This is a genomic window from Kitasatospora sp. NPDC023176, assembly GCF_055560495.1.
Map to the genome: position 1 here is coordinate 19,215 of NZ_JBVHIP010000014.1, position 20,559 is coordinate 39,773.

Sequence of the window (20,559 nt, forward strand, 5' to 3'; positions counted from 1 at the left end):
ACGCTCCCGCACGCACCCCCGACCGGTCACCAGTTCTGGAAGGTCACCTAGCCGTTCCGGGCGCACAGTGGGCGGCATCGTGCGGCGGAGGGCGTCGTACCAGGGGCCGGGAGGCAAGGGATGGGAACGACGCTGCTCGGGGAGCTGCTCGACGACGCGGTGCTGGCGCTGGAGGTCACGGCGGGCGCCGCGGCCCGGCGGGAGGCGGAGGAGCTGGCGGCCCGGGTGCTCGGGGACGGACCGGCCGGACTGGACCGGGAGCGGGTGCTCGACGGCAGAGCCGTCCGGCGGCTGCGTGACCTGGTGGGCAGAAGGGCCGAAGGGGTGCCGCTGGGCCACCTGACCGGGCGCGCCGAGTTCGCCGGCCTGGAACTCGTGGTCGGGCCGGGCGTGTTCGTGCCCCGGGTGCACAGTGAGCTGGTGCTGGCGGCCGGTCGGGAGAGCGTCGAAGGGGTCGCCGGGCCGACGGTGGTGGACCTGTGCGCCGGCTCCGGAGCGATCGGTCTGGCCCTGGCACACCACCGGCCGGACGCCCGGGTGCACGCGGTCGAGTTCGATCCGGTCGCCGCGGACTTCGCCCGCCGCAACGCCGCCCGGCGGGCCGCGCTCGGGGACACCGCGATCACGGTGCACGAGGGCGGGGCCGTCCGGGCGGGCGCACTGACCGGGTTGGCCGGCGAGGCGGACCTCGTGCTCGCCAACCCGCCGTTCATGCCGGACACGGCCGAGGTGCCGGACGAGTTCGGCCGCTTCCAGCCCCGGCAGGCCGTGTTCGGCGGGGCCGACGGCCTGCGCGTCGTCCGGCAGGTGGTGGAGGCGGCCGCCGGGCTGTTGCGGCCGGGCGGTGCGCTGGTGGTCGAGCACGGCCACCTGCACGGCGCGACGGTGCCCGCGCTGCTGCGGGAGTCCGGGTGGTTCGCGCAGGTGTCCTGCCGCCCGGACCACGAGGGCTGGCCGCTGTACTCGTCGGCGGTCCGGACGACGTCCTGACACGCCGACGGCCGGGCCCCTTCCGCACCGAAACGCGGAAGGGGCCCGGCCGGTGGCGTCCCCGGTTCAGCGCGGCGTCAGCGGCCGGCGGAAGCCGAGCGCCGCGAGCCACCCGCCGATCCCTGCCACCGCGGCGCCGAGCAGCAGCGCCGGGACGGCGCTGCCCGTGCCGGGCAGGCCGAGCGCCAGGGCGCGCGTCGTGTCGATCGCGTAGGTGAGCGGATTGACGTGGGCGACAGCGGCGAGCCAGCCCGGCAGGTCGGCGGTCGGGACGTAGGCGCTGGAGGCGAACATCAGCGGGAGCACGGCGATGATCGCCAGGTTCTGGATCGGCTCGGCCCGTCGGAGCCAGGCCGCCGCGGCGATGAACAGCCAGCCGATCGCCCAGCTCATGAAGAGGGTCAGCCCGATCGAGCCGGCGATCGCGCCGACGCCGCCGCGCGGGGAGTAGCCGAGCACGGTGGTGCCGAGCAGCAGGATCACCCCGGCCTGGACGGCCGCGCGCACCAGGGTGGTGAGGCTGCGGGCGACCAGGAGCGAGCTCGGCGCGACGGGCAGGCAGCGCAGCCGGGCGACGATGCCGTTCTGCAGGTCCTCGACCAGCCCGACGCCGGACTGGACGGCGGACTGCACGGCGTTGTCCACCAGGACGGCCGGCAGGACGAAGTCCAGGTAGGTGACGTCCGGCGGGAAGTGCGGCGGCAGTCCCATCCGGCTGAAGACCTGGGACAGCACCACGAGCGTGATGACGGGCTGGAGCAGGCCGAAGAGCAGGACGGCGGGATCCGTGACGAGCGCGCGCAGCGACCGTCCGGTGAGGATGCGGATCTGGGCGGGCCGCGAGCTTCCGCGCCAGGCGGGCGGGGCGGGTGTCCCGGCGCGGGGCGGTCGGCCGGTGTCGAGCGTGGTGGTCACCGAGAGGGTCCTTCCGGGCGGTCGCTGCGGTGGGCCAGGGCGAGGTAGACGTCCTCCAGGCCGGGTTCGCCGAAGGTGAGTTCGGCGGCCTCGACCCCGACCGCGTCGAGGGCCCGGACCACGGCCGCGATCTCGCGGGTGGCCTCGATCGGGACGACCAGGGCGGTGCCCTCACGGCCCGGGACGGGTGCCAGCCCGGCCCGGCGCAGCGACTCGGCGGCCCGCTCCGGGTCTTCGGATCCGCCGCCGTCGAGGACGACGGTGACGGTGCGCCGGCCCACCCGGGCCTTGAGCTCGGCGGGGGTGCCGGCGGCGACGACGGTGCCGCCGGAGAGCACCGTGACGGAGTCGGCGAGCCGGTCGGCCTCGTCGAGGTACTGGGTGGTGAGCAGCACGGTGGTCCCGTCGGCGACCAGTCCCTCGACGATCTCCCACAGGCCGAGCCGGCTCACCGGGTCGAGGCCGGTGGTGGGTTCGTCGAGGAACACCGCCTCGGGCCGTCCGACCAGGCCGGCGGCCAGGTCGAGGCGACGGCGCAGCCCTCCGGAGTAGCCGCGGGCCGGTCGGTCGGCCACCTGGCCGAGATCGAACAGTTCGAGCAGCTCCTCGGCCCGGGCCCGGGCGGCCCGGCGGCCGGCCCCGAGCAGTCGGGCGAGCAGGAGCAGGTTGTCCCGGCCGCTGAGCCGTCCGTCCACCGTGGCGTACTGGCCGGTGAGGCCGATCCGGCGGCGGACCTCCGCGGGCCGGTCACCGACGTCGTACCCCGAGACCGAGGCCCGGCCGGAGGTGGGGGACAGGGCGGTGGTGAGGATGTTCACCAGGGTGGTCTTGCCGGCGCCGTTGTGGCCGAGCAGGGCCAGCACGCTGCCGCGGGGGACGGCGAGGCTGACCGCGTCGAGCGCGCGGACGGTGCCGAAGGTCATGCTGACGTCGACCGCCTCGATCACGAGGTCGTGGTCGGCTGCGGGGGGCGGGTACGGGGGAGTGCGGGCGGTCATGGCGTGCTTTCGCTAGGCGGGCGGGTCAGTCGAGCGCGTCCATCAGGCGGAACAGGTCCTCGTCGGTGGCGGTGCCGAGGTCCGGCGCGGACGTGGGTCCGGAGCCGGCTCCGGATCCGACCGGGCCGCCGCGTCGGGCGAGGTCACGCAGCCGGCCGGCGGTGGCCGGGTCGAGGCCCGGGCCGGCGGCGAGCAGTTCGGCCAGTCGGTCGACCAGTTCGGCAGCGGTGGCCGGCCGGGCGGCCGCACCGTCTCGGCCGAGGCGGGCGCCGAGCGCGCGGGCCACGGCCTCCGGCGTCGGATGGTCGAAGACCAGGGTCGCGGGGAGTTCGGCGCCGGTGGCCGCGGCGAGCCGGTCGCGCAGTTCGACCGCCTTGACGGAGTCGACTCCGAGGTCCTTGAAGGACTGGGCTGTGCCCAGTTCGGCGGCGGTCCGCCCGAGCACGGCCGCGGTCTCGGTGAGCACGAGTTCGCGCAGGACGCCGTCGTGTCCGCCGGTCCCGGCCGGGGCGAGCACCGGGGACGGTTCGTCGCCGGGGGAGGGTGGCGCGGACACGGATGCCTGGGCGGCCAGCCAGTACGTCCGCCGCTGGAACGCGTACGTCGGCAGCGACACCGGCCGGGCGCCGGGCAGGACGGCGTCCCAGTCGACCGGCACACCGTGCAGGTGCAGCGCCGTGGCGGTGGCGAGCACCCCTCGGGTCTCGTCCGCGGCCCCGGTGGCGATCACGGCGGTGGAGCCACTCGCCGCGGCGAGGCATTCCGCGACCATCGGCGCGAGCGCGGAGGCAGGGCCGAGTTCCAGGTAGGCGTCGACCCGTTCCCCGCGCAGCCGTTCGACGGTGTCCCGGAACCGGACCGGCTCGCGGGCCTGCCGGATCCAGTGGCCGGGGTCGCGGGCCTCGTCCTCGGTCAGCGGTCGGCCGGTGACGGCGGAGACCAGGGGGAGGGTGGGCGCGCCGAAGGACAGGCCGTCGAGCACCTCACGGAACTCCGCCAGCATCGGGTCCAGCAGCGGCGAGTGGAACGCGTGCGAGACGCGCAGCCGGGTCGTCCTGCGGTCCGAGAAGTGGTCCCCGATCGCCTCGACCGCTTCCGCCGTACCCGAGACGACCACCGACGAGGGGCCGTTCACCGCCGCGAGCGAGACGAACTCGTCGAGCAGCGGGCGGACTTCGTCCTCGGTGGCCCGGACGGCGAGCATCGCGCCACCGGCGGGGAGGGCCTGCATCAGCCGGCCCCGGGCGGCGACCAGCGTGCAGGCGTCGGCCAGCGACAGCACCCCGGCCACGTGGGCGGCGGCGATCTCGCCGACCGAGTGCCCGGCCAGCAGGTCCGGACGCACGCCCCAGGAGCCCAGCAGGCGGTGCAGCGCGACCTCGTGGGCGAACAGCGCGGGCTGGGCGAACTCCGTCCGGTCGAGGAGCTCCGGCGCTTCCCACAGGGCGGAACGCAGCGGTCGCGGCAGCAGCGGGTCGAGCTCCGCGCACACCTCCTTCAGGGCGGCCGCGAACTCCGGGAAGGCCCGGGCGAGTTCACGCCCCATCCCGGGGCGCTGGCTGCCCTGTCCGGCGAACAGGAAGGCGAGCCGCCCGCCGCCGCCGCGTCGGCCCGTCACCGGCGTGACCGAGGTGGGCTCCCCGGCGGCGAACCGCCGCAGCGCGGTGACGAGTTCGCCGTGCTCGGCGGCGACCAGCACGGCCCGGTGGCCGTGGACGGCGCGGGTGGTGGCCAGTGCGTGGGCGAGGTCGGGCAGGGCGTGCTCCGGGCGGGCGGCGGCGTGCTCGGCCAGCCGCCCTGCCTGGGCCCGCAGCGCGGACTCGCTGCGGGCGGAGAGTGCGAACGGCACCGGCCCGGTCCCGCGCGGGGCGCCGCCGTCGGGCTCGGCCGGCGCGGGCGCCTCCTCCAGCACCACGTGCGCGTTGGTTCCGCTGATCCCGAACGAGGAGACCCCGGCCCGCCGCACCCGGCCGGCCTCGTGGGGCCACGGGCGGGCCTCGGTGAGCAGCCGGACCGCGCCGGAGGACCAGTCCACCCGGGCCGTGGGCGCGGTGACGTGCAGGGTGCGGGGCAGCAGCCCGTGCCGCAGCGCCTGCACCGTCTTGATCACCCCGGCCACGCCGGCCGCCGCCTGGGTGTGGCCGAGGTTGGACTTCAGGGACCCGAGCCAGAGCGGCCGCTCCGCGGGCCGCCGGCCGGCGTGCACGGCCAGCAGGGCCTGTGCCTCGATCGGGTCGCCCAGGGCCGTTCCGGTGCCGTGGGCCTCGACGGCGTCCACGTCGGCGGGGTCGAGCCGGGCGTCGGCGAGGGCGTGCCGGATCACCCGTTGCTGCGCCGGGCCGTTGGGTGCGGTGATGCCGTTGGAGGCACCGTCCTGATTGACGGCCGAGCCCCGGACGAGGGCGAGCACCTGGTGCCCGTGGCGGCGTGCGTCGCTCAGCCGCTCCAGCACGAGCAGGCCCACCCCCTCGGCCCAGACGGCGCCGTCCGCGTCGTCCGAGAACGCCTTGCAGCGCCCGTCGGCGGCCAGCCCGCGCAACCTGGAGAACTCGACGAACGACGCCGGTGTGGCCATCACGGCGACGCCGCCGGCCAGGGCGAGCGAGGACTCGCCGGAACGCAGCGAGCGGGCGGCCAGGTGCAGGGCCACCAGCGAGGACGAGCAGGCGGTGTCCACGGTGAGGGCCGGGCCCTGGAGCCCGAGGACGTACGAGATCCGTCCGGACAGCGCGCTGCCGGCGGTGCCGATCCCGAGCAGGCCCTCCAGCTCTGCCGGGGCGCCGGATCCCGAACGGGCGCCGTAGTCGTGGTACATCGCGCCGGTGAACACCCCGGTGCGGCTGCCGCGCAGGGTGGTCGGGTCGATCCGGGCGTGTTCCAGCGCCTCCCAGGCGGTCTCCAGCAGCAGGCGTTGCTGTGGGTCGGCGGCCAGGGCCTCGCGCGGTGAGAAGCCGAAGAACCCGGCGTCGAACCGTCCGGCGTCGGGCAGGAAGCCGCCCCGGCGCACATACGAGGTGCCGGGGTGGTCCGGGTCCTCGTGGAACAGGCCCTCGACGTCCCAGCCGCGGTCGTCGGGAAAGGCCGAGTCGGTGTGGGTGCCGTCGGTGAGGAGCGTCCACAGGTCGTCGGGGGAGGCGACGCCGCCGGGCAGCCGGCAGGCCATGCCGACGATCGCCACCGGCTCGTCGGAGGCGGCGTGCGGCTGCTGGTCGGGCCGGTCCGCGGCCGAGCCCGAGAGCAGGAGCGCGACGGCGGCCGGGGTGGGGTGGTCGAAGCCGAGGCTCACCGGCAGCGGCCGCCCGGTGGCCTCCACCAGCAGGTTGCGCAGTCGGATGGTGCGCACCGAGTCGAGTCCGTAGGCGCGGAACGCGGTGTCCGCGCCGATCGGCTCGTCCTGCGTCCTGCGGCCCGTCACCTCGGCCGCGCAACCGCGTACGAGGTCCAGCGCGTCGCCGTAGTCGAGCGGGGCCGGGGGCGCCGACGCCGACGATGCCGATGCCGATGCCGAAGGCTGGGCGACCAGTTCCTCCAGCGCCCGCCGGTGGAGCTTGCCGGCCGGGGTGCGCGGCAGTTCGGCGACGGTCACCAGCTCCAGCGGGATCTTGTACTCGGCGATCTCCCGGGCCTTCAGGAAGCCGGTCACCGCCCGCAGGCCGATGCCCGGGTCGGCCCGGCGGGTGAGGACCAGGCACGGGTACTCGCCGAGGCGTTCGTCCGGCCGGCCGACGACGGCGAGCGGACCGATGCCGGGCATCGCGGCCAGCTCGTCCTGGATCTCGGTGGCGTCGAACTTCCGCCCGCCCACGTTGATCAGCTCGGCCGACCGGCCGTGGAAGGAGAGCCGGCCCTCCGCGTCGAGGCTCGCCCGGTCGCCGGTGCGCAGCCAGCCGTCCGCCGTGATCGCGGCGCGGGTCAGTTCCGGCTCCCGGTAGTAGCCGCGGAACATGCTCGAGCTGCGGTACTGGAGTTCGCCGGCCTCGCCGGGGGGCAGCCGTCGTCCGTCCTCACCGACGATCCGCACCCGCGCGCCGCTGGTCGGCCGTCCGACGCCGCGGGGTGCGGCCCCGTCCGGGTCGACCGGGGAGGTCCGGGTGCCGGTGCCCAGTTCGGACATGCCCCAGACCACCACCAGCTCGCCGCCGAGCGTCGCCCGTACGGCCGCCGCCAGCGCGGCGGGGATCGCCGCCCCGGCGGTGCGCACCTGCTGCGGCCGGAAGCCGGGCTGCTGCCCGCTGCGCTCCAGCGCGCCGAGGACGTCGTGCAGCTGCGCGGGGACGGCGAAGACGGCGCTGGGCGCGGTGCGCCGGGCCAGGGCCAGGAAGCCTTCGGGGTCCCAGCCGCGCAGCAGGACCTGTGGGCAGGCCCGGAACAGCGCGGTGTGCAGGGACTGCAGGCCGAACAGGTGGGTGAGCGGGCAGGCCGTCAGGACGGCGCCGGCGAAGGCCGCGCCGCCCTCCTCGGCGACGGGGGCGGTGTTGGAGAGCAGCCCGTCGTGGCTGTGCAGGCAGATCTTGGGCCGGGCCGAGGTGGTGCCGGAGGACGGGATCAGGACCAGCGGCTGGTCCGGCCGGACCTCGACCGGGTGCGGTTCCCGGCCCGCGTGATCGGCCGTCGTCCGGGCCAGCGAGCGGACCCCGGGCGGCAGCCCGTCCGGATCCCCCGCGACCAGCACCGCCCGCAGCGACGGTACGGCCGCCGACAGCGCGGGGGCGGTGCCCGCCGCCTCCGGCGCGAGCAGGGCCACCACCGGGTCCACCCGGCCCAGCAGCGCCCGTACGTCGGCGGCGCCGTACCCGGCGTGCACCGGCAGCATGACCGCGCCGACGGTGGCCACGGCCAGGTGGGCGGTCGGGTACTCCCAGCGGTTCGGCAGCTGGACCGCGACCACGTCACCCGGGCCCACGCCCAGCTCCTGGAGCGCCCGGGCCAGCGACGCCACCTCCGCGTGCCACTGGCGCCAGGTCAGTTCGCGATCGCCGTCGACCAGTGCGACGGCGTCGGGGGCGCGCCGGACGGCCGCCGCGAACACCCCGGGCAGGGTGTGACCGCCCAGCGCGCCGGGTGTCCCGGCGGCCGGATCGATCGCGTAGTCATCGCTGTGGACGGACACCTTCACTCCCGGGGTCGGTGCGGGTTGCGGCTGTCATCCTCGGCCGACGGCCGCCGGGAAAGACCTAGAGAGTCAGTGCGGTCGCGCGGCGGAGTGCGGGACGGCCGGTCGCTGCTCGGGGAACGAGGTGCCCAGCAGCGCCAGCAGCGGGCGGGACTTCACCACGGTCTCGTCGAACTCGGCCTCGGCGTCGGAGAGGGCGATGATCGCGCCGCCCACCCCGTAGCGCAGCCGCCCTTCGGCCACCACGGCGGTGCGGATGACGATGCTCAGATCGGCTGCTCCGGTCAGTGAGAAGTAGCCGATCGCGCCCGAGTAGATGCCCCGCGGGCCGTTCTCCAGGCGGTCGATGATCTGCATGGTGCGGATCTTGGGCGTGCCCGTCATCGAGCCGCCGGGGAAGGCCGACCGCACGCCGTCGACCGTGCTGCACCCGGGGCGCAGCCGCGCCCGTACGGTGCTGACCAGCTGGTGGACGGTGGCGTACGTCTCGACGTCGAAGAGCGGCTCGGCGACGACGGATCCGGTCTCCGCGCACCGGCCGAGGTCGTGCCGGACGAGGTCGACGACCATGAGGTTCTCGGCCCGGTCCTTCTCGCTGGTCGCCAGGTCGGCGACCAGCAGGGTGTCCTCCTGCGGGGTGGCGCCGCGCGGGCGGGTGCCCTTGATCGGTTTGGACTCCATCACGCCGTCCGGCCCGATCCGCAGGAAGCGCTCGGGGGAGGAGCTGAGCACGGACAGTCCGCCGAAGTCCAGGAAGGCGGCGAACGGCGCCGGGCTGATCCGCCGCAGGGCGCGGTAGGCCTGCCAGGGGTCGAACGCGGCCGGGGCGTCGATCATGTTGGTGAGGCAGACCTCGTAGGTCTCACCCGCGCCGATCTCGTCCTGGCAGGCGTCGATGAGCTTGAGGTAGGCCTCCCGGGGGTGGCGCAGCCGCAGGCCGGCGGGAAGGTCGGGCGGGTTGTGGTCCGGCGGGTCGGTGCGGGGCGCCGGCGCGGTGAGCCGGGCGGCGGTGTCCCGCAGCCAGGCCCTGGCGGGGCCTTCCACGCCGTCCTCGGCCAGGGCGAGCAGGTGGGCGGTTCCGGTGCGGTGGTCGAGGACGACCGCCCGGTCGGCGAACACCATGACGGCGTCGGGGTCGGGTGACCGGTGGGCGCGGTCGCCGCCGCACTCGGCCTTGAGTTCGTAGCCGAGGCAGCCGACCCAGCCGAGTGCGAAGTCGAAGGGCAGCTCGGGCACCTCCACGCGCAGCGAGCGCAGGTCCGCGTCGAGCCAGCGCAGGAACTCTCCTTCCAGCACCTGGGTGCCGCCCCCGGCCGTCACCGTGACGGTCCCCCGGGAGACGTCCGCGCTCGCCACCCGGGCGAGTGGACCGGAAGCGTCGCCCACGACGGAGACCTGGCCGAGCCGCCCGCCGGGGAGGCTGCTGTCCAGCCAGAACGGGTGGCTGCCGGTGCGGAAGAGCCGGTCGAAGACGGTCTCGGCTTCCCACCGGGTGTCGATCTTCCGGGCCAGGACGGTCAGTTGCCGGGTGGCCGGCCGTGGCGTGGGGGCGAACCGCCCGCCGGGCCGCGGAGCGGCGGGGCCGCGCCGACGACCGCGGCGCTGCGCGTGGTTGGACTGTTCGGCGATGTCCCGGAAGTTCGCGAGCAGCCGGTGCCCGGCCTCGGTGCCGATCGACTCGGGGTGGAACTGTACGCCCCACAGTGGGAGTTCGCGGTGGCGCAGGGCCATCACCACGCCGTCGTCGGTCGCCCAGGCGATCGGTTCCAGCGCGGGGGAGAGGCTGGTGACCGCGAGCGAGTGGTAGCGGACGACCTCCAGCGGATTGGGCAGGTGACGGAACAGCCCGGTGCCGGTGTGCCGCACGTCCGAGGTGCGCCCGTGCCGGGGCTCGGGCGCCCGGCCGACGGCGGCGCCGTGGGCGAGGGCGAGACCCTGGTGGCCGAGGCACACGCCGAGGACGGGCAGCCGGCCCTCGCGGGCGATCCCGGCGCAGTGGCCGAAGTCGGCGGGGTTGTGCGGGGTGCCGGGGCCCGGGGAGAGGACGACGGCGTCGAAGTCGTCGAGCAGCTCGGGCCGGAAGGACGGGTCGTCGTTGCGGATGACCTCCGGCTCCCGCCCGTTGACCTCGGCGAGGTAGTGGAACAGGTTGTAGGTGAACGAGTCGTAGTTGTCGACCAGGAGAGTGCGCATCAGTGGTCCTTGTCCTGCCGGCGCCGCCGGGCGGGGCCGGCGGCGGCTCAAGGGCGGTTCGGCCGCCGGTTGTTCAGCGGAGCGCGGCGAGTTCGGAGGTGATCTCCCGCAGGACCGCCGCCTGCTGCTCGGCCAGGAAGAAGTGCCCCCCGGGGAGGACCTGGAGCCGGAAGGCACCGCTGGTGTGGTCCTGCCAGGCGCGGGCCTCGGCGACGGTGGTCCGGGGGTCGGCGTCCCCGGTGAGCGCGGTGATCGGGCAGCCGAGGACGCGCTCCGGTCCGCAGGTGTAGCGTTCGACGGCGCGGTAGTCGGCCCGGATCGCGGGCATCGCCATGCGCAGGATCTCCTCGTCACCGAGCAGGTGGGCGCTGGTGCCGTTGAGCAGCTTGAGTTCGGCGATGACGCCCTCGTCGTCCCGCTGGTGCACGGTCTCGGTCCGGGTGGTGGACGGCGCCCGGCGGCCGGAGGCGATGACGGCCCCGGGTGCGTGGGTGCCCTTCCGTTCGAGCCGCCAGGCGGTCTCGAAGGCGAGGACGGCACCCATGCTGTGGCCGAAGAAGACGGTGGGGCGCTCGTCCAGGGTGAGCAGTTCGTCGGTGATCCGGTCGGCGAGGGTGTCGATGTCCTCGACGCACGGCTCCAGTCGGCGGTCCTGCCGCCCGGGGTACTGCAGGGCGATCACCTCGGCGCGAGCACCGAGGGCCGCGGAGACGGGGTGGTAGAAGCTGGCGGAGCCGCCGGCGTGCGGGAAGCACACCAGACGTACGGGGCGGTCGGCGCCCGGGTGGAAGCGGCGCAGCCACAGCGTGCTCGATGTGCCGGGACTGGTCATGGGGCGGGTCCTCTTTCGGTGCGGGATTCAGTCCCGGTGGACGGTGATGGCGCCGGACGGGCAGAGCGTGGCGGCCAGCCCGACCGCCTCCGGGTGTTCGTCGGTCGCGGCGGGGTCGAGCAGTTCGACCACGCCGTCCTGGTCCTGGTCGAAGACGGCGCCGGCGTTGAGCACGCACTGGCCCGCGCCGACGCAGCGTGCGGTGTCGACGGTGACGCGCATGGACATCTCTCCTGGGGCGGTGTCGGGGCGGGGCGGGCCGGGGCGGGCCGGTGTCGTGGGCGTCCGGCTGCTACCAGCGGACCGGCAGCGCGTGCAGGCCGCACAGCACGCCGTCGTACTTGAACGGCAGTTCCTCGGTCGGCACCGCCAGTCGCAGGCCCGGGATGCGCTCGAAGAGCCTGCGGTAGGCGATCTCCATCTCGATCCGGACGAGGTTCTGGCCCAGGCACTGGTGGACGCCGTAGCCGAACGCCACGTGGTGGCGCTCGGTGCGGGCCGGGTCGAAGGCGTGCGGGCAGGCGAAGGCCTGCTCGTCGTGGTTGGCCGCGGCCACCAGCGGGATGATGCCCTCGCCGGCCCGGATCAGCCGGCCGGCGATCTCGACGTCCTCGGTCGCGACCCGCAGGGACACCAGGTCGGCCACCGAGTGGAAGCGCAGCGTCTCCTCCACGACCCGGTCGTCCCCGATCCACCGGGGGTTGTCCAGCAGGGTGAGCACGCCGAGCGCGATGTTGTTGGCGGTGGTCTCGTGCCCGGCGATGAGCAGCAGCATCAGCACCCCGGACATCTCCTGGGGCTCGATCGCGCCGGTCGCCAGCAGCCGGCTGATCAGGTCGTCACCGGGCCACTTCTGCTTGATGGCGACCAACCGGTTGATGTAGCGCAGCAGTTCGCGCGAGGCGGTGTCGCGCTGCGCCTCGGTGGAGGCGCGGATCGCCACCAGGGTGCGGGTGCGGGACTCGAAGAAGTCCCGGTCGACCGGGGGCACGCCGAGCAGCGCCGAGATGACCAGCGAGGGGACGGGCAGGGCGAAGTCGGCGACCAGGTCGGCCTCCGTCCCGGCGGCCAGCATGGCGTCGATGCACCGGTCCACGGTCTGCTCGACGGCGGGCCGCAGCTCCCGGACACGGCGGACGCTGAACTCGGGGATGAGCGCCTTGCGGAAACGGTCGTGCTCGGGCGAGTCCAGACCGACGAACCATCCGGGGATCTGCTCCTGGCGGGGCACGCCCATGGTCTGGCTGATGTTGGGGAAGCCCGGGTGGTCGGGGTTGGAGCTGATCCTGCGGTCGGTCAGGACGGCCCGGACGTCCTCGTGCCGGGTGACCAGCCACACCCGGTTCCCGTTGGGCAGGTGGCACACCACCAGGTCGCGCTGTTCGCGGTAGTCCTGGTAGCGGGGCGGCGGAAAGGCCTCGCCGGGCCTGCGCAGCGGGAACTCGACCACCCGCGGTTCGGCGCTCGTCATGTCGTCGGGTCTCCCTCGGGCGTGGTGCGCTTCAGGACGCGCCGTAGAACGCGCGGACCCGTTCGATCACGCGGTCCTGGTCGGTAGTGGTCAGGGCGGTGTAGGTGGGCAGGTAGAGGCCGTCGGCGGCGAAGCGGGTCGCCTTGAGGCCGGGCCAGGCCGGGTCGAGGTAGCCGGGCTGGCGGCTCATCGGCTGGAAGAACAGCCGGGTCTCGATACCCTCGCCGGTCAGGAACTCCCTTAGTTCGCCGCGGCGTTCGGCCCGCAGGTCGTACATCCACAGCACGTCCCGGGGTGGCATCACGGTGATCCCGGGGACGTCCTTGAGGCCCTGGTCGTAGCGTCGCTCGATCTCCTTGCGGGCCGCGAGGAACTCGTCCAGGCGTTCGGTCTGGGCGAGGGCGACGGCGGCCTGCATGGCCGTCATGCGGAAGTTGTAGGCGAGCTTCTTGTGCAGGAAGCTGTGGTCGGCGGTGAAGGCCATCGCCCGCAGGTGGGCGAGTTGGCCGGCCAGCCGGGGGTCGTCGGTGAGGCAGATGCCGCCCTCACCGGCCGTGATGATCTTGTTGGCGAACAGCGAGAAACAGGCGATGTCGCCGACCGGGCGGATGCCGTGGGCCTCGGAGGAGTCCTCCACGACCCGCAGGTTGTACTGGTGGGCGATCTCCATGACCGCCGCCATGTCACACCGCCGGCCGTAGACGTGCACCGGCATGATCGCCTTGGTGCGCGGGGTGATGCGCTCCTCGATCCGCGTCACGTCGATGTTCAGGTCGTCCGCGCAGTCGACGAACACCGGGGTGGCGCCGGTGTAGGTCACCGCCCAGGCACAGGCGATCATGGTGAACTCCGGCACGATGACCTCGTCGCCCGGCCCCACGCCGAGTGCGCGCAGGGCCAGCGTGAGGGCCGCGGTGCCCGAGGAGCAGGCGACGCCGTGGGCGGAGCCGTTGTAGTCGGCGAAGGCCTCCTCGAAGCGCCGGACGTACGGCCCCTGGGACGAGATCCAGCCGTCGCCGATCGTGCGGGTGACGTAGTCCAGCTCGCGCCCGTCCAGGCTCGGCCGGGACACGGGGATGGTGAAAGGCATGGGGTCCTCACTCTGTGACGGGCCGCCACGTGGCGGGTAGCCGCGTCGCGGGTCGGCCCGGGGACGGTGGGGTGGGTGATCAGGCCAGGGCCGGCAGGCCGAGCAGGAGGTCGGCCGCGGCGGTCCGGCCGCCGGCCGCGCGCTGCGCGGTGCCGATGCGTTCGGCGCGCTCACGGAAGGAGCGGTCCCCGAGGACGCGGCTGAGCTTGTCCACGACGTCGTCCGGGTCGAGGTCCTGGGGCCGGTCCAGGGTCAGGCTGATCCCGAAGTCCCGTCCGCGCACGGCCTGGTCGTAGCAGTCGACCCACAACGGCCGGATCACCAGCGGCTTCCCGAAGTACACGCCCTCGTGGAAGCCGTTGCCGCCGCCGTGGGTGAAGAACACCTCGACCCTGGGGTGGGCCAGCACGTCCAGCTGGGACGGCAGCCAGCTCTCGACCCGCAGGTTGCCCGGCAGTTCGTCGCGCGGCGGCAGGAGGTGCTGCTGCTCGGCCGGCAGCCGCCACAGCACCTGGTGCCGGCCGTCGAGGCGCCGCGCGACCTCCACCAGGTCGGCCACCTGCGGCCGGGTGAGCCGGGTGATCGTGCCGAAACCCATGTAGACCACGGAGGACTGGGCGTCCAGCCAGTCCATGACACCGGTCCCGTCCTCGGCCCGCGAGGCCTCCGGCAATGGTGGCACCATGGCCCCGACGAGCTCCACCTTCCCCGGGATCTCGAACGGATAGTCCAGCTCCCGCACGGAATTGCACAGCACCATTTCCGCACGATCGATCCGGGTCATCGGGCTGGGCTTCGGAAGGCCCAGCTCCTTGCGCAGCCGTGCGTCCTCGGAGAGCACCTTCCCCATCGCCGGGTGGAAGAACAGCGCGAGCGTGCGGAGCTTGAAGAGCCGGTTGCGCAGCCGTTGGCCGAAACCCATCGGGTAGGGCAGGCCGGAATGGGGAACGGGGAAATCCTTCGGAGTGTAGGAAGGCCCGAAAGGGCTGTGCGAGGTGAGCACATTGCTCGGCAGGAACGGGACGCTCAGGACGAACGGAATGCCCCGGGTCAGGGCCAGGTCGACCGCGAAGGCGCTGACGCAGTCGATGACCATCAGGGCCGGGTCGCACTTGTCCACCACGGTCGCGAGCCGGCGGTACTTCTCGGCCTGCAGGTCGGGTCGGTAGGACTGCCGGATCACCGCCTGGTGCGCCTTGAACCGGGACGGCTGGGTCACCTGGCGGTACACCTCGTCGCCCCAGCTGACCGCGGACAGCTCGGAGAAGACCTCCCCGAGGGAGGCGAACTCCACCGCCGACCGGTCGGCCAGGGCGCGCACGTCGGCGCGCCGGGGCTCGTCCGTGGCGAACCAGAGGTCGGGCACGCCCCGCCGGGCCAGCTCGCCGGCCAGCACCAGCAGGGGGTTGAGCAGACCGCTCTCCGGAAGGCTGACAAACAGGATCGGCCGTTGCGCGGCGCTCATCGGACTCCCTCGGGGCGGTTCGGCGGTCGGGACTGCACGCCACATTGGTCTCACGCCCGGCGCCGGGAATTCCTTAGTCCTCGGTCCGGCCGGTCCCGGCCGGACCCGGCCTCTCGGTCGATCGTCCCTTGTGTCCCGATTCGCCGGGAAGTCCCGGCCCGCGAAGGGGAGTCCATGATTCCTCCACGCGTTCCCCCCGACTGCTCCGCGGATACGGTAGTCGCACACCGGTTCCAGGGATCGGAGCGATCCCGGCCGGGGTGGTTCGGGTGCTTGAGAGCTTCTTGACGGGTCCCATATATTCCTAGTCGAGGGGCTTGACTACGATGGCTCACCGTCAGTCACAATTGCGGTACGTCCCAGGCAAAGGCGCCGGAATATCGGAATTGTCATCGAGCCTCTCCTCAGCATGCCCATGGAATCGGTACGCCCATGGAATTGGCCGGAAACGGGCGCCGGCCGCCGTTGACCGGTGTTCACCGGTGCCCGGGGTTCCGTGCGGGATTCACCGCGGCTCAGGCCGTCGGAGGAAGCGCCGGGATGTCCCGAGGAGATCAAACCGCACTCGTGCCTTGAAGGGATCCGACTTTCCGTGGCGACTTATGCAATCCAGGCCGATGCCGCACGGACCATCGAGCCCGACCGCGCCGTTGGCAGTGGCGCGGGATCACAGCACCACCCGCTGGCCGGGCAGCCCGGCCTGACCATGGCGCAGCTCGACCGGACCCTCACCATCCGGCAGGCCAACGAGGCCTTCTTCTGGCAGTTCGGGCGCTCCTCCACCGACCTCTGTGGCCGGACCTTCAGCGATCTCGTGCACCCGAGTGTCCAGCAGCCGCTGCTGCGTCAGTTCTCCGGCCTGATCGAGGGACGGCGCGACCGCTTCGCCACCGACGTCATAGCGGTCGGTCCGGACGAGGAGGCGTTCACCGTTCCGCTCACCGCCGTCATGGTGCGCGGTGGGCTCCCCGACGAGTCGTCGATCCTGGTGATGATGCCCGACGGACGTCCGGAGGCGGGCGGGTCCGAGGTCGTGGCCGGCCAGAAGAAGCTGCTGAGCGAGATCGACGCCAGGATCCTCGAAGGCATCGCCGCCGGCGTCTCGACCGTACCGCTCGCCGCGAAGCTCTACCTGAGCCGCCAGGGCGTCGAGTACCACGTGACCTGCCTGCTGCGGAAGTTGCGGGTGCCGAATCGCGCCGCCCTGGTCTCCCGGGCCTACTCCATGGGGGTCCTCAAGGTCGGGGTCTGGCCGCCGAAGGTCGTCGAGAGCTTCGTCAAGTAGCCATCCCCGCGCCTGCGTCCGGCGGGGGCGGACGGCCCCCGCCTGCCCCCGCCGGACGGCCCCCGCCCATCCGGGAGCGGCGGCCCGCGATCAGACGTCCCTCACCGGCGCCTACCGCGCCCGGAACGCCGCGGAAGGGTGTAGGCCATCACGACCTGCGCGGCGGCGTCGAGCAGCATTGCCACACGCCCCAGATCGCCGTGGAGACCCGCCAGATCCGGCGGAAGGCCGGCTCGCGCTCCCACAGCACGTCCCAGGAGGTGTCGTCGGAGCGGAACCGCCCCTCCAGCAGGGGGGCGGCTGCCGTGGAAGAGCAGCGGACGCCTGGCCCTGATCGAGACCAGGAACCAGAGCCCGGCCACGCCGGTCAGCCAGCCGTCCTTGGCCAGCAGCAACCGGGGGCTGCCGCCGATCAGCGCCGCCGCGATGCCGAGCAGCATGGTTCCGGCGACGAATCCGGCCATGCCCTCCAGGCTGCGGGTGCGCAGCCACTGCACCGCGGTGGTGACGGCCGGCAGGAACGCGCCCGCCAGCAGCGCGACGAAGACGCTGACGCCCGCGGCGCGCAGGCCGTAGTACAGCGCGATCGGGACCGCGATGTCCCACACCAGGCCGAGCAGCAGACGGCGGCCGCTGGGCCGCGGTGGCGCCCCGGGGGTCTCCGACGGTGTACCGGGCGACGTCACGGCGTTCTCCGGAGCGAGGGACGGACAGCGGACGTGACGTCGTGAACGCTGGTCATCGCCTGCCCCGACCGCCTGGTGTCACTTGCACAGCTACCTTCTTCCAGGCCCGACAGCGGTCAGAACCCGCGATGCGTCCGGTCGTTCGCGGACGCGCGGGCGGCGCGACCACCGTGGCCGCGCCGACCGGAGACGCCCGCGCCAGGACCGGTCCGGCTCCTCTCTGGTGCGGTCCCGTCCCGCCTCACCTGGGCCCGGCGGTGGGAGGGGTGGTGGTCGGGGCGAGGGGGCGCTCGAAGAAGGTCTCCAGGACGACGATCGTCGAGGTGCTGGTCACCCCCGGGACGGCGTGGAGCTGCCGCAGCACGTCCTGGAGTTCCTCCGTGCGCGAGGTGCGGACCTTGAGCAGCAGGGAGGCCGGACCGGCGACGATGTGGGCCTCCTCGACGGCGGGGAGTGCCAGCAGCGCCTCCTTGGTGGGCGGGTCGCCCATCCAGGCGTTGGAGTCGACCAGGACGTGGGCCAGCACAGTGAGCCCGAGTGCGGCCGGATCGACCTCGATCGTCGTGCGGCGGATCACGCCGCGTTCGCGCAGCTTGCGCACGCGCTCGTGCGCCGCGCCGGCGGAGAGGCCGACGGCCTGGCCGAGGGCGGCGTAGGACAGCGTGGCGTCCTCCAGGAGCAGGGCGAGCAGGCCGCGGTCGATGTCGTCCATGGGAATCCCTTCATCAGTTCGGCTATTGCGCATGATCAGCATATCTGGTTCTGTACTGATCGAGTTCAGCAAGATGTCATTCGGTCAAGGCCCTGCTGTCGGAGGTTCACTGCCATGGAACGGCCCTACCCTGTCCCCTACGAGGTCATCGACCCGCGATTCGCCCGCTTCAAGGGCGACATGAGGCTGACGCGGCTCCACGAGGGCTCCCGCTGGGCCGAGGGCCCGGTCTACGTCCCCGCCGGGCGGTACCTGCTCTGGAGCGACATACCCGAGGACCGGATCCTGCGCTGGGACGAGACCACCGGCAGCGTCGGCGTCTTCCGCACCCCCGCCGGCCACCCCAACGGCCATGCCCTGGACGCCGCCGGGCGCCTCGTCAGCTGCGAGCAGGGCGCCCGCAGGATCACCCGCACCGAGCACGACGGCTCCGTCGTCGTGCTCGCCGAGGAGTACCGCGGCAAGCGGTTGAACAGCCCCAACGACCTGGTGATCGCCGACGACGGCGCGATCTGGTTCACCGACCCGACCTACGGGATCGCCACCGACTACGAGGGGGTCCGCGCCGAGAGCGAGCTCGGCGAGCGCAACCTCTACCGGCTCGACCCCGACTCCGGCGGGTGCGAGGTGATGGCGGACGGTTTCACCCAGCCCACGGGCATCGGCTTCGCCCCCGACGGCAGCCGGCTCTACGTCGCCGACTCGGCCGCCAACCACCTGCTCGTCTTCGACGTCAAGGACGACGGTTCGCTCGGCCCGCGGGAGGTCCTCGCCGCCGCGGACGGCGCCCCCGGAGTCCACTTCGACAGCCTCGATCTGGACACGGAGGGCCGGATCTGGCTGTCCGCCGGCGCGGGTGTGCGCTGCTACCACCCGGACGGCACGCTCCTGGGACGCATCCTCACCCCGGAGTCCACCTCCCACGTCACCTTCGGCGGCCCGAAGCGCAACCGCCTCTTCATCACCGCCTCGACCTCGCTCTACGCGATCGCACTGACGGTGACCGGCCGCTCGCGCCCGTACGACTCGGCGTTCGGCCGGGCAGGTGGCTGAGCGTCGGCGCCGGCCCGCCGTTCGTCAGCCGTAGGGGACGACGGCGACCGGGCAGTGGACGTGGTGGATCGCGGCGTGGGCGACCGGGCCGAGGTGGTGGTGGCGCAGCGGCAGGTGGCGCAGGCGGCGACCGAGGACGAGGAGGCGGGCGGTGGCGGCGGCGTCGACGAGTTCGACGGCGGGTTTGCCCCGGACGAGGTCGGCGGTGACCTCGACGTCGGGGTGGCGGGTGCGCAGCGGGTCGAGGGCTTCGGCTAGGCCGTTCCACTCGACGCTGGAGAGCTCGCCCTCCAGCCCGCCGATGGCGCCGTAGGCCATGTACTCGCTGCCGGCCGGCGGGGACCAGACGTGGACCACCCGCAGGGGCGCCGAGCGCAGTGCGGCGGCGCGGAAGGCGAAGGCCAGCACCTCCTCGGCCGGGTGGGACAGCTCGACGCCGACGGTGACGGGGCCGTCCGGTTCGTCGTGCTGGGCACGGACCAGCACCACCGGGCAGGCCGAGCGGCGCAGCACCTCCTGGCTGACCGAGCCGACCAGGAAGCCGCGCAGGGTGCCCAGCCCGCGCGAGCCGAGCACCAGCACGGTGGCGCGGTGCGAGGCGGCCTCCAGGGCCTCGACCGGGTCGGCGGACACCGCGCTGGAGGAGACCGCCAGCCCCGGGGACAGGGCGGTCAGCGCGGACTCGCGGTCGGCGAGGTGGGCCAGGGCGCGGTGGTAGGTCTGGTCGCTGCCGACCACGTCCCGCTTGGGCCAGGGCCAGGCCTCCACGACTTCGAGCGGGAGGCCGCGGCGCTGCGCCTCGTGGGCGGCCCATTCGGTGGCGGTCAGGCTCTCGGGCGAGCCGTCGAAGCCGACGATGACGGGCCCGCTGGAGCCCGCGGTCGGGGCGGGATCGGTCACGGCGCGCTCCTCAGGTTTCGCGGCGCGGCGAGGGCCGTAGCCGGCCGCCGGGGCCGCCTCGGGTTGCGACCCCCAGTATCGGCGGTGGCGGCCACGAGCACCTCTCGGGGGCGGCCGAGGCCCGTCCACCCGGTCGCCCGGCGGCATGGTGCTGGAGGCGCGGCTCCTCCCGGGCGCGGTGCGGACGGTCACGGCCGGATCGCACCGACGGACGAAAAAGCTTCGCCGGGCCGTCACACTCGTGCGCCGGGATCCGTCGGGTCAGTGAAAGCACCGATCTTCCGAGAGGAACACCACGATGACCACCGACTCGACCGCCGCCCGCTCGACCGCCACCCGCTCGATCACCGCCGAGATCCCGCTGCGCCCCCGGATGGCCGGCGACCCGGCGCAGCTCGTCCCCGAACTCGCCGACGTGTCGGCCGCGTTGTTCCGGGCCGTCGGCAACCGCTCGATCCCGCGCGGCCTGGTCAGCCTGGTCCAGCTGCGGGCCGGGCAGATCGTCGGCAGCACCTACCTGACCGTCCTGCACACCGGATTCCTGCGCAAGGCCGGTGAGTCGGAGGAGCGGATCACCTCGGTGGCCACCTGGCAGGACTCCCCGTACCTGACCGCTCCCGAGCGGGCGGCGCTCGCCCTGGTCGAGGCCGTGCTGCAGCCGAACCCGCACGGTGAGCGGGTGTCGGACGAGCTGTACGCCGAGGCGGCCGCGCACTTCGACGAGAAGGCGCTGGCCACCCTGATGTTCGCGATCGGGCAGGTCAACTTCTTCGTGCCGGTCGCGCTGATCGCCAAGCCCGTTCCCGGGCGGGCGTTCACCGACCCGTGGGCCTGAGCGACTCCGTTCGAACCGGCC

The 20,559-nt window shown here is 73.7% G+C and carries 16 protein-coding genes; 4 read left to right on the forward strand and 12 right to left on the reverse strand.

Going from position 1 to position 20,559, the window contains the following annotated elements:
* Nucleotides 1-120 precede the first annotated feature (120 nt).
* Nucleotides 121-990, forward strand: coding sequence for a N5-glutamine methyltransferase family protein (locus ACZ3YL_RS20240; RefSeq protein WP_465658826.1), 870 nt, complete (start codon nucleotides 121-123; stop codon nucleotides 988-990).
* A 66-nt stretch (nucleotides 991-1,056) separates the two neighbouring features.
* Here ACZ3YL_RS20240 and ACZ3YL_RS20245 read toward each other — a convergent pair whose 3' ends face one another.
* The 9 genes from ACZ3YL_RS20245 to ACZ3YL_RS20285 all read right to left on the reverse strand — a co-directional run bounded on the left by ACZ3YL_RS20245 (nucleotide 1,057) and on the right by ACZ3YL_RS20285 (nucleotide 15,067).
* Nucleotides 1,057-1,905: an ABC transporter permease gene (locus ACZ3YL_RS20245; RefSeq protein WP_188307895.1), complete on the reverse strand. Its 849-nt coding sequence runs from the start codon at nucleotides 1,903-1,905 to the stop codon at nucleotides 1,057-1,059.
* The gene (locus ACZ3YL_RS20250) at nucleotides 1,902-2,903 is read right to left on the reverse strand and encodes an ATP-binding cassette domain-containing protein (RefSeq protein WP_188307894.1); all 1,002 of its coding nucleotides are present in this window, start codon (nucleotides 2,901-2,903) and stop codon (nucleotides 1,902-1,904) included. The genes ACZ3YL_RS20245 and ACZ3YL_RS20250 overlap by 4 nt, the downstream gene beginning before the upstream one ends.
* Before the next feature lie 25 nt (nucleotides 2,904-2,928).
* Nucleotides 2,929-8,013, reverse strand: a complete 5,085-nt coding sequence (locus tag ACZ3YL_RS20255; RefSeq protein WP_465658830.1) for a type I polyketide synthase — start codon at nucleotides 8,011-8,013, stop codon at nucleotides 2,929-2,931.
* A gap of 72 nt (nucleotides 8,014-8,085) precedes the next feature.
* Nucleotides 8,086-10,209, reverse strand: coding sequence for an aminodeoxychorismate synthase component I (gene pabB, locus ACZ3YL_RS20260; protein WP_188307892.1), 2,124 nt, complete (start codon nucleotides 10,207-10,209; stop codon nucleotides 8,086-8,088).
* A gap of 73 nt (nucleotides 10,210-10,282) precedes the next feature.
* The gene (locus ACZ3YL_RS20265) at nucleotides 10,283-11,041 is read right to left on the reverse strand and encodes a thioesterase II family protein (RefSeq protein ID WP_188307891.1); all 759 of its coding nucleotides are present in this window, start codon (nucleotides 11,039-11,041) and stop codon (nucleotides 10,283-10,285) included.
* Nucleotides 11,042-11,068: 27 nt separating this feature from the next.
* Nucleotides 11,069-11,263 (reverse strand): ferredoxin, encoded by a 195-nt coding sequence (locus ACZ3YL_RS20270; RefSeq protein WP_188307890.1) that lies wholly within the window; start codon nucleotides 11,261-11,263, stop codon nucleotides 11,069-11,071.
* Between the two features lie 70 nt (nucleotides 11,264-11,333).
* Nucleotides 11,334-12,512 (reverse strand): cytochrome P450, encoded by a 1,179-nt coding sequence (locus ACZ3YL_RS20275; protein ID WP_188307889.1) that lies wholly within the window; start codon nucleotides 12,510-12,512, stop codon nucleotides 11,334-11,336.
* A gap of 31 nt (nucleotides 12,513-12,543) precedes the next feature.
* On the reverse strand, nucleotides 12,544-13,602 hold the full coding sequence (locus ACZ3YL_RS20280) for a DegT/DnrJ/EryC1/StrS family aminotransferase (RefSeq protein ID WP_465658834.1): 1,059 nt from the start codon (nucleotides 13,600-13,602) through the stop codon (nucleotides 12,544-12,546).
* 79 nt (nucleotides 13,603-13,681) lie between these two features.
* The gene (locus ACZ3YL_RS20285) at nucleotides 13,682-15,067 is read right to left on the reverse strand and encodes a glycosyltransferase (RefSeq protein WP_465658838.1); all 1,386 of its coding nucleotides are present in this window, start codon (nucleotides 15,065-15,067) and stop codon (nucleotides 13,682-13,684) included.
* A 706-nt stretch (nucleotides 15,068-15,773) separates the two neighbouring features.
* On the opposite strand from ACZ3YL_RS20285, the gene ACZ3YL_RS20290 reads away from it, so the two are divergent.
* Nucleotides 15,774-16,352 carry a LuxR C-terminal-related transcriptional regulator gene (locus ACZ3YL_RS20290; protein WP_465659011.1) on the forward strand — a complete coding sequence of 193 codons (579 nt, stop codon included), beginning with the start codon at nucleotides 15,774-15,776 and terminating at the stop codon, nucleotides 16,350-16,352.
* Nucleotides 16,353-16,453: 101 nt separating this feature from the next.
* Here the strand turns inward: ACZ3YL_RS20290 and ACZ3YL_RS20295 are convergent, their stop codons facing one another.
* Both ACZ3YL_RS20295 and ACZ3YL_RS20300 read right to left on the reverse strand, forming a co-directional pair.
* Complete coding sequence (locus ACZ3YL_RS20295) at nucleotides 16,454-17,038, reverse strand: VC0807 family protein (RefSeq protein ID WP_465658840.1); 585 nt, start codon at nucleotides 17,036-17,038, stop codon at nucleotides 16,454-16,456.
* A gap of 241 nt (nucleotides 17,039-17,279) precedes the next feature.
* Nucleotides 17,280-17,750 carry an Lrp/AsnC family transcriptional regulator gene (locus ACZ3YL_RS20300; protein ID WP_465658842.1) on the reverse strand — a complete coding sequence of 157 codons (471 nt, stop codon included), beginning with the start codon at nucleotides 17,748-17,750 and terminating at the stop codon, nucleotides 17,280-17,282.
* Between the two features lie 114 nt (nucleotides 17,751-17,864).
* On the opposite strand from ACZ3YL_RS20300, the gene ACZ3YL_RS20305 reads away from it, so the two are divergent.
* Nucleotides 17,865-18,803, forward strand: a complete 939-nt coding sequence (locus ACZ3YL_RS20305; protein WP_188307875.1) for an SMP-30/gluconolactonase/LRE family protein — start codon at nucleotides 17,865-17,867, stop codon at nucleotides 18,801-18,803.
* A gap of 24 nt (nucleotides 18,804-18,827) precedes the next feature.
* Here ACZ3YL_RS20305 and ACZ3YL_RS20310 read toward each other — a convergent pair whose 3' ends face one another.
* Complete coding sequence (locus ACZ3YL_RS20310; protein WP_465658844.1) at nucleotides 18,828-19,703, reverse strand: universal stress protein; 876 nt, start codon at nucleotides 19,701-19,703, stop codon at nucleotides 18,828-18,830.
* 298 nt (nucleotides 19,704-20,001) lie between these two features.
* Here ACZ3YL_RS20310 and ACZ3YL_RS20315 point away from each other — a divergent pair, with 298 nt between their 5' ends.
* Complete coding sequence (locus ACZ3YL_RS20315) at nucleotides 20,002-20,538, forward strand: carboxymuconolactone decarboxylase family protein (RefSeq protein WP_465658845.1); 537 nt, start codon at nucleotides 20,002-20,004, stop codon at nucleotides 20,536-20,538.
* Nucleotides 20,539-20,559 lie beyond the last annotated feature (21 nt).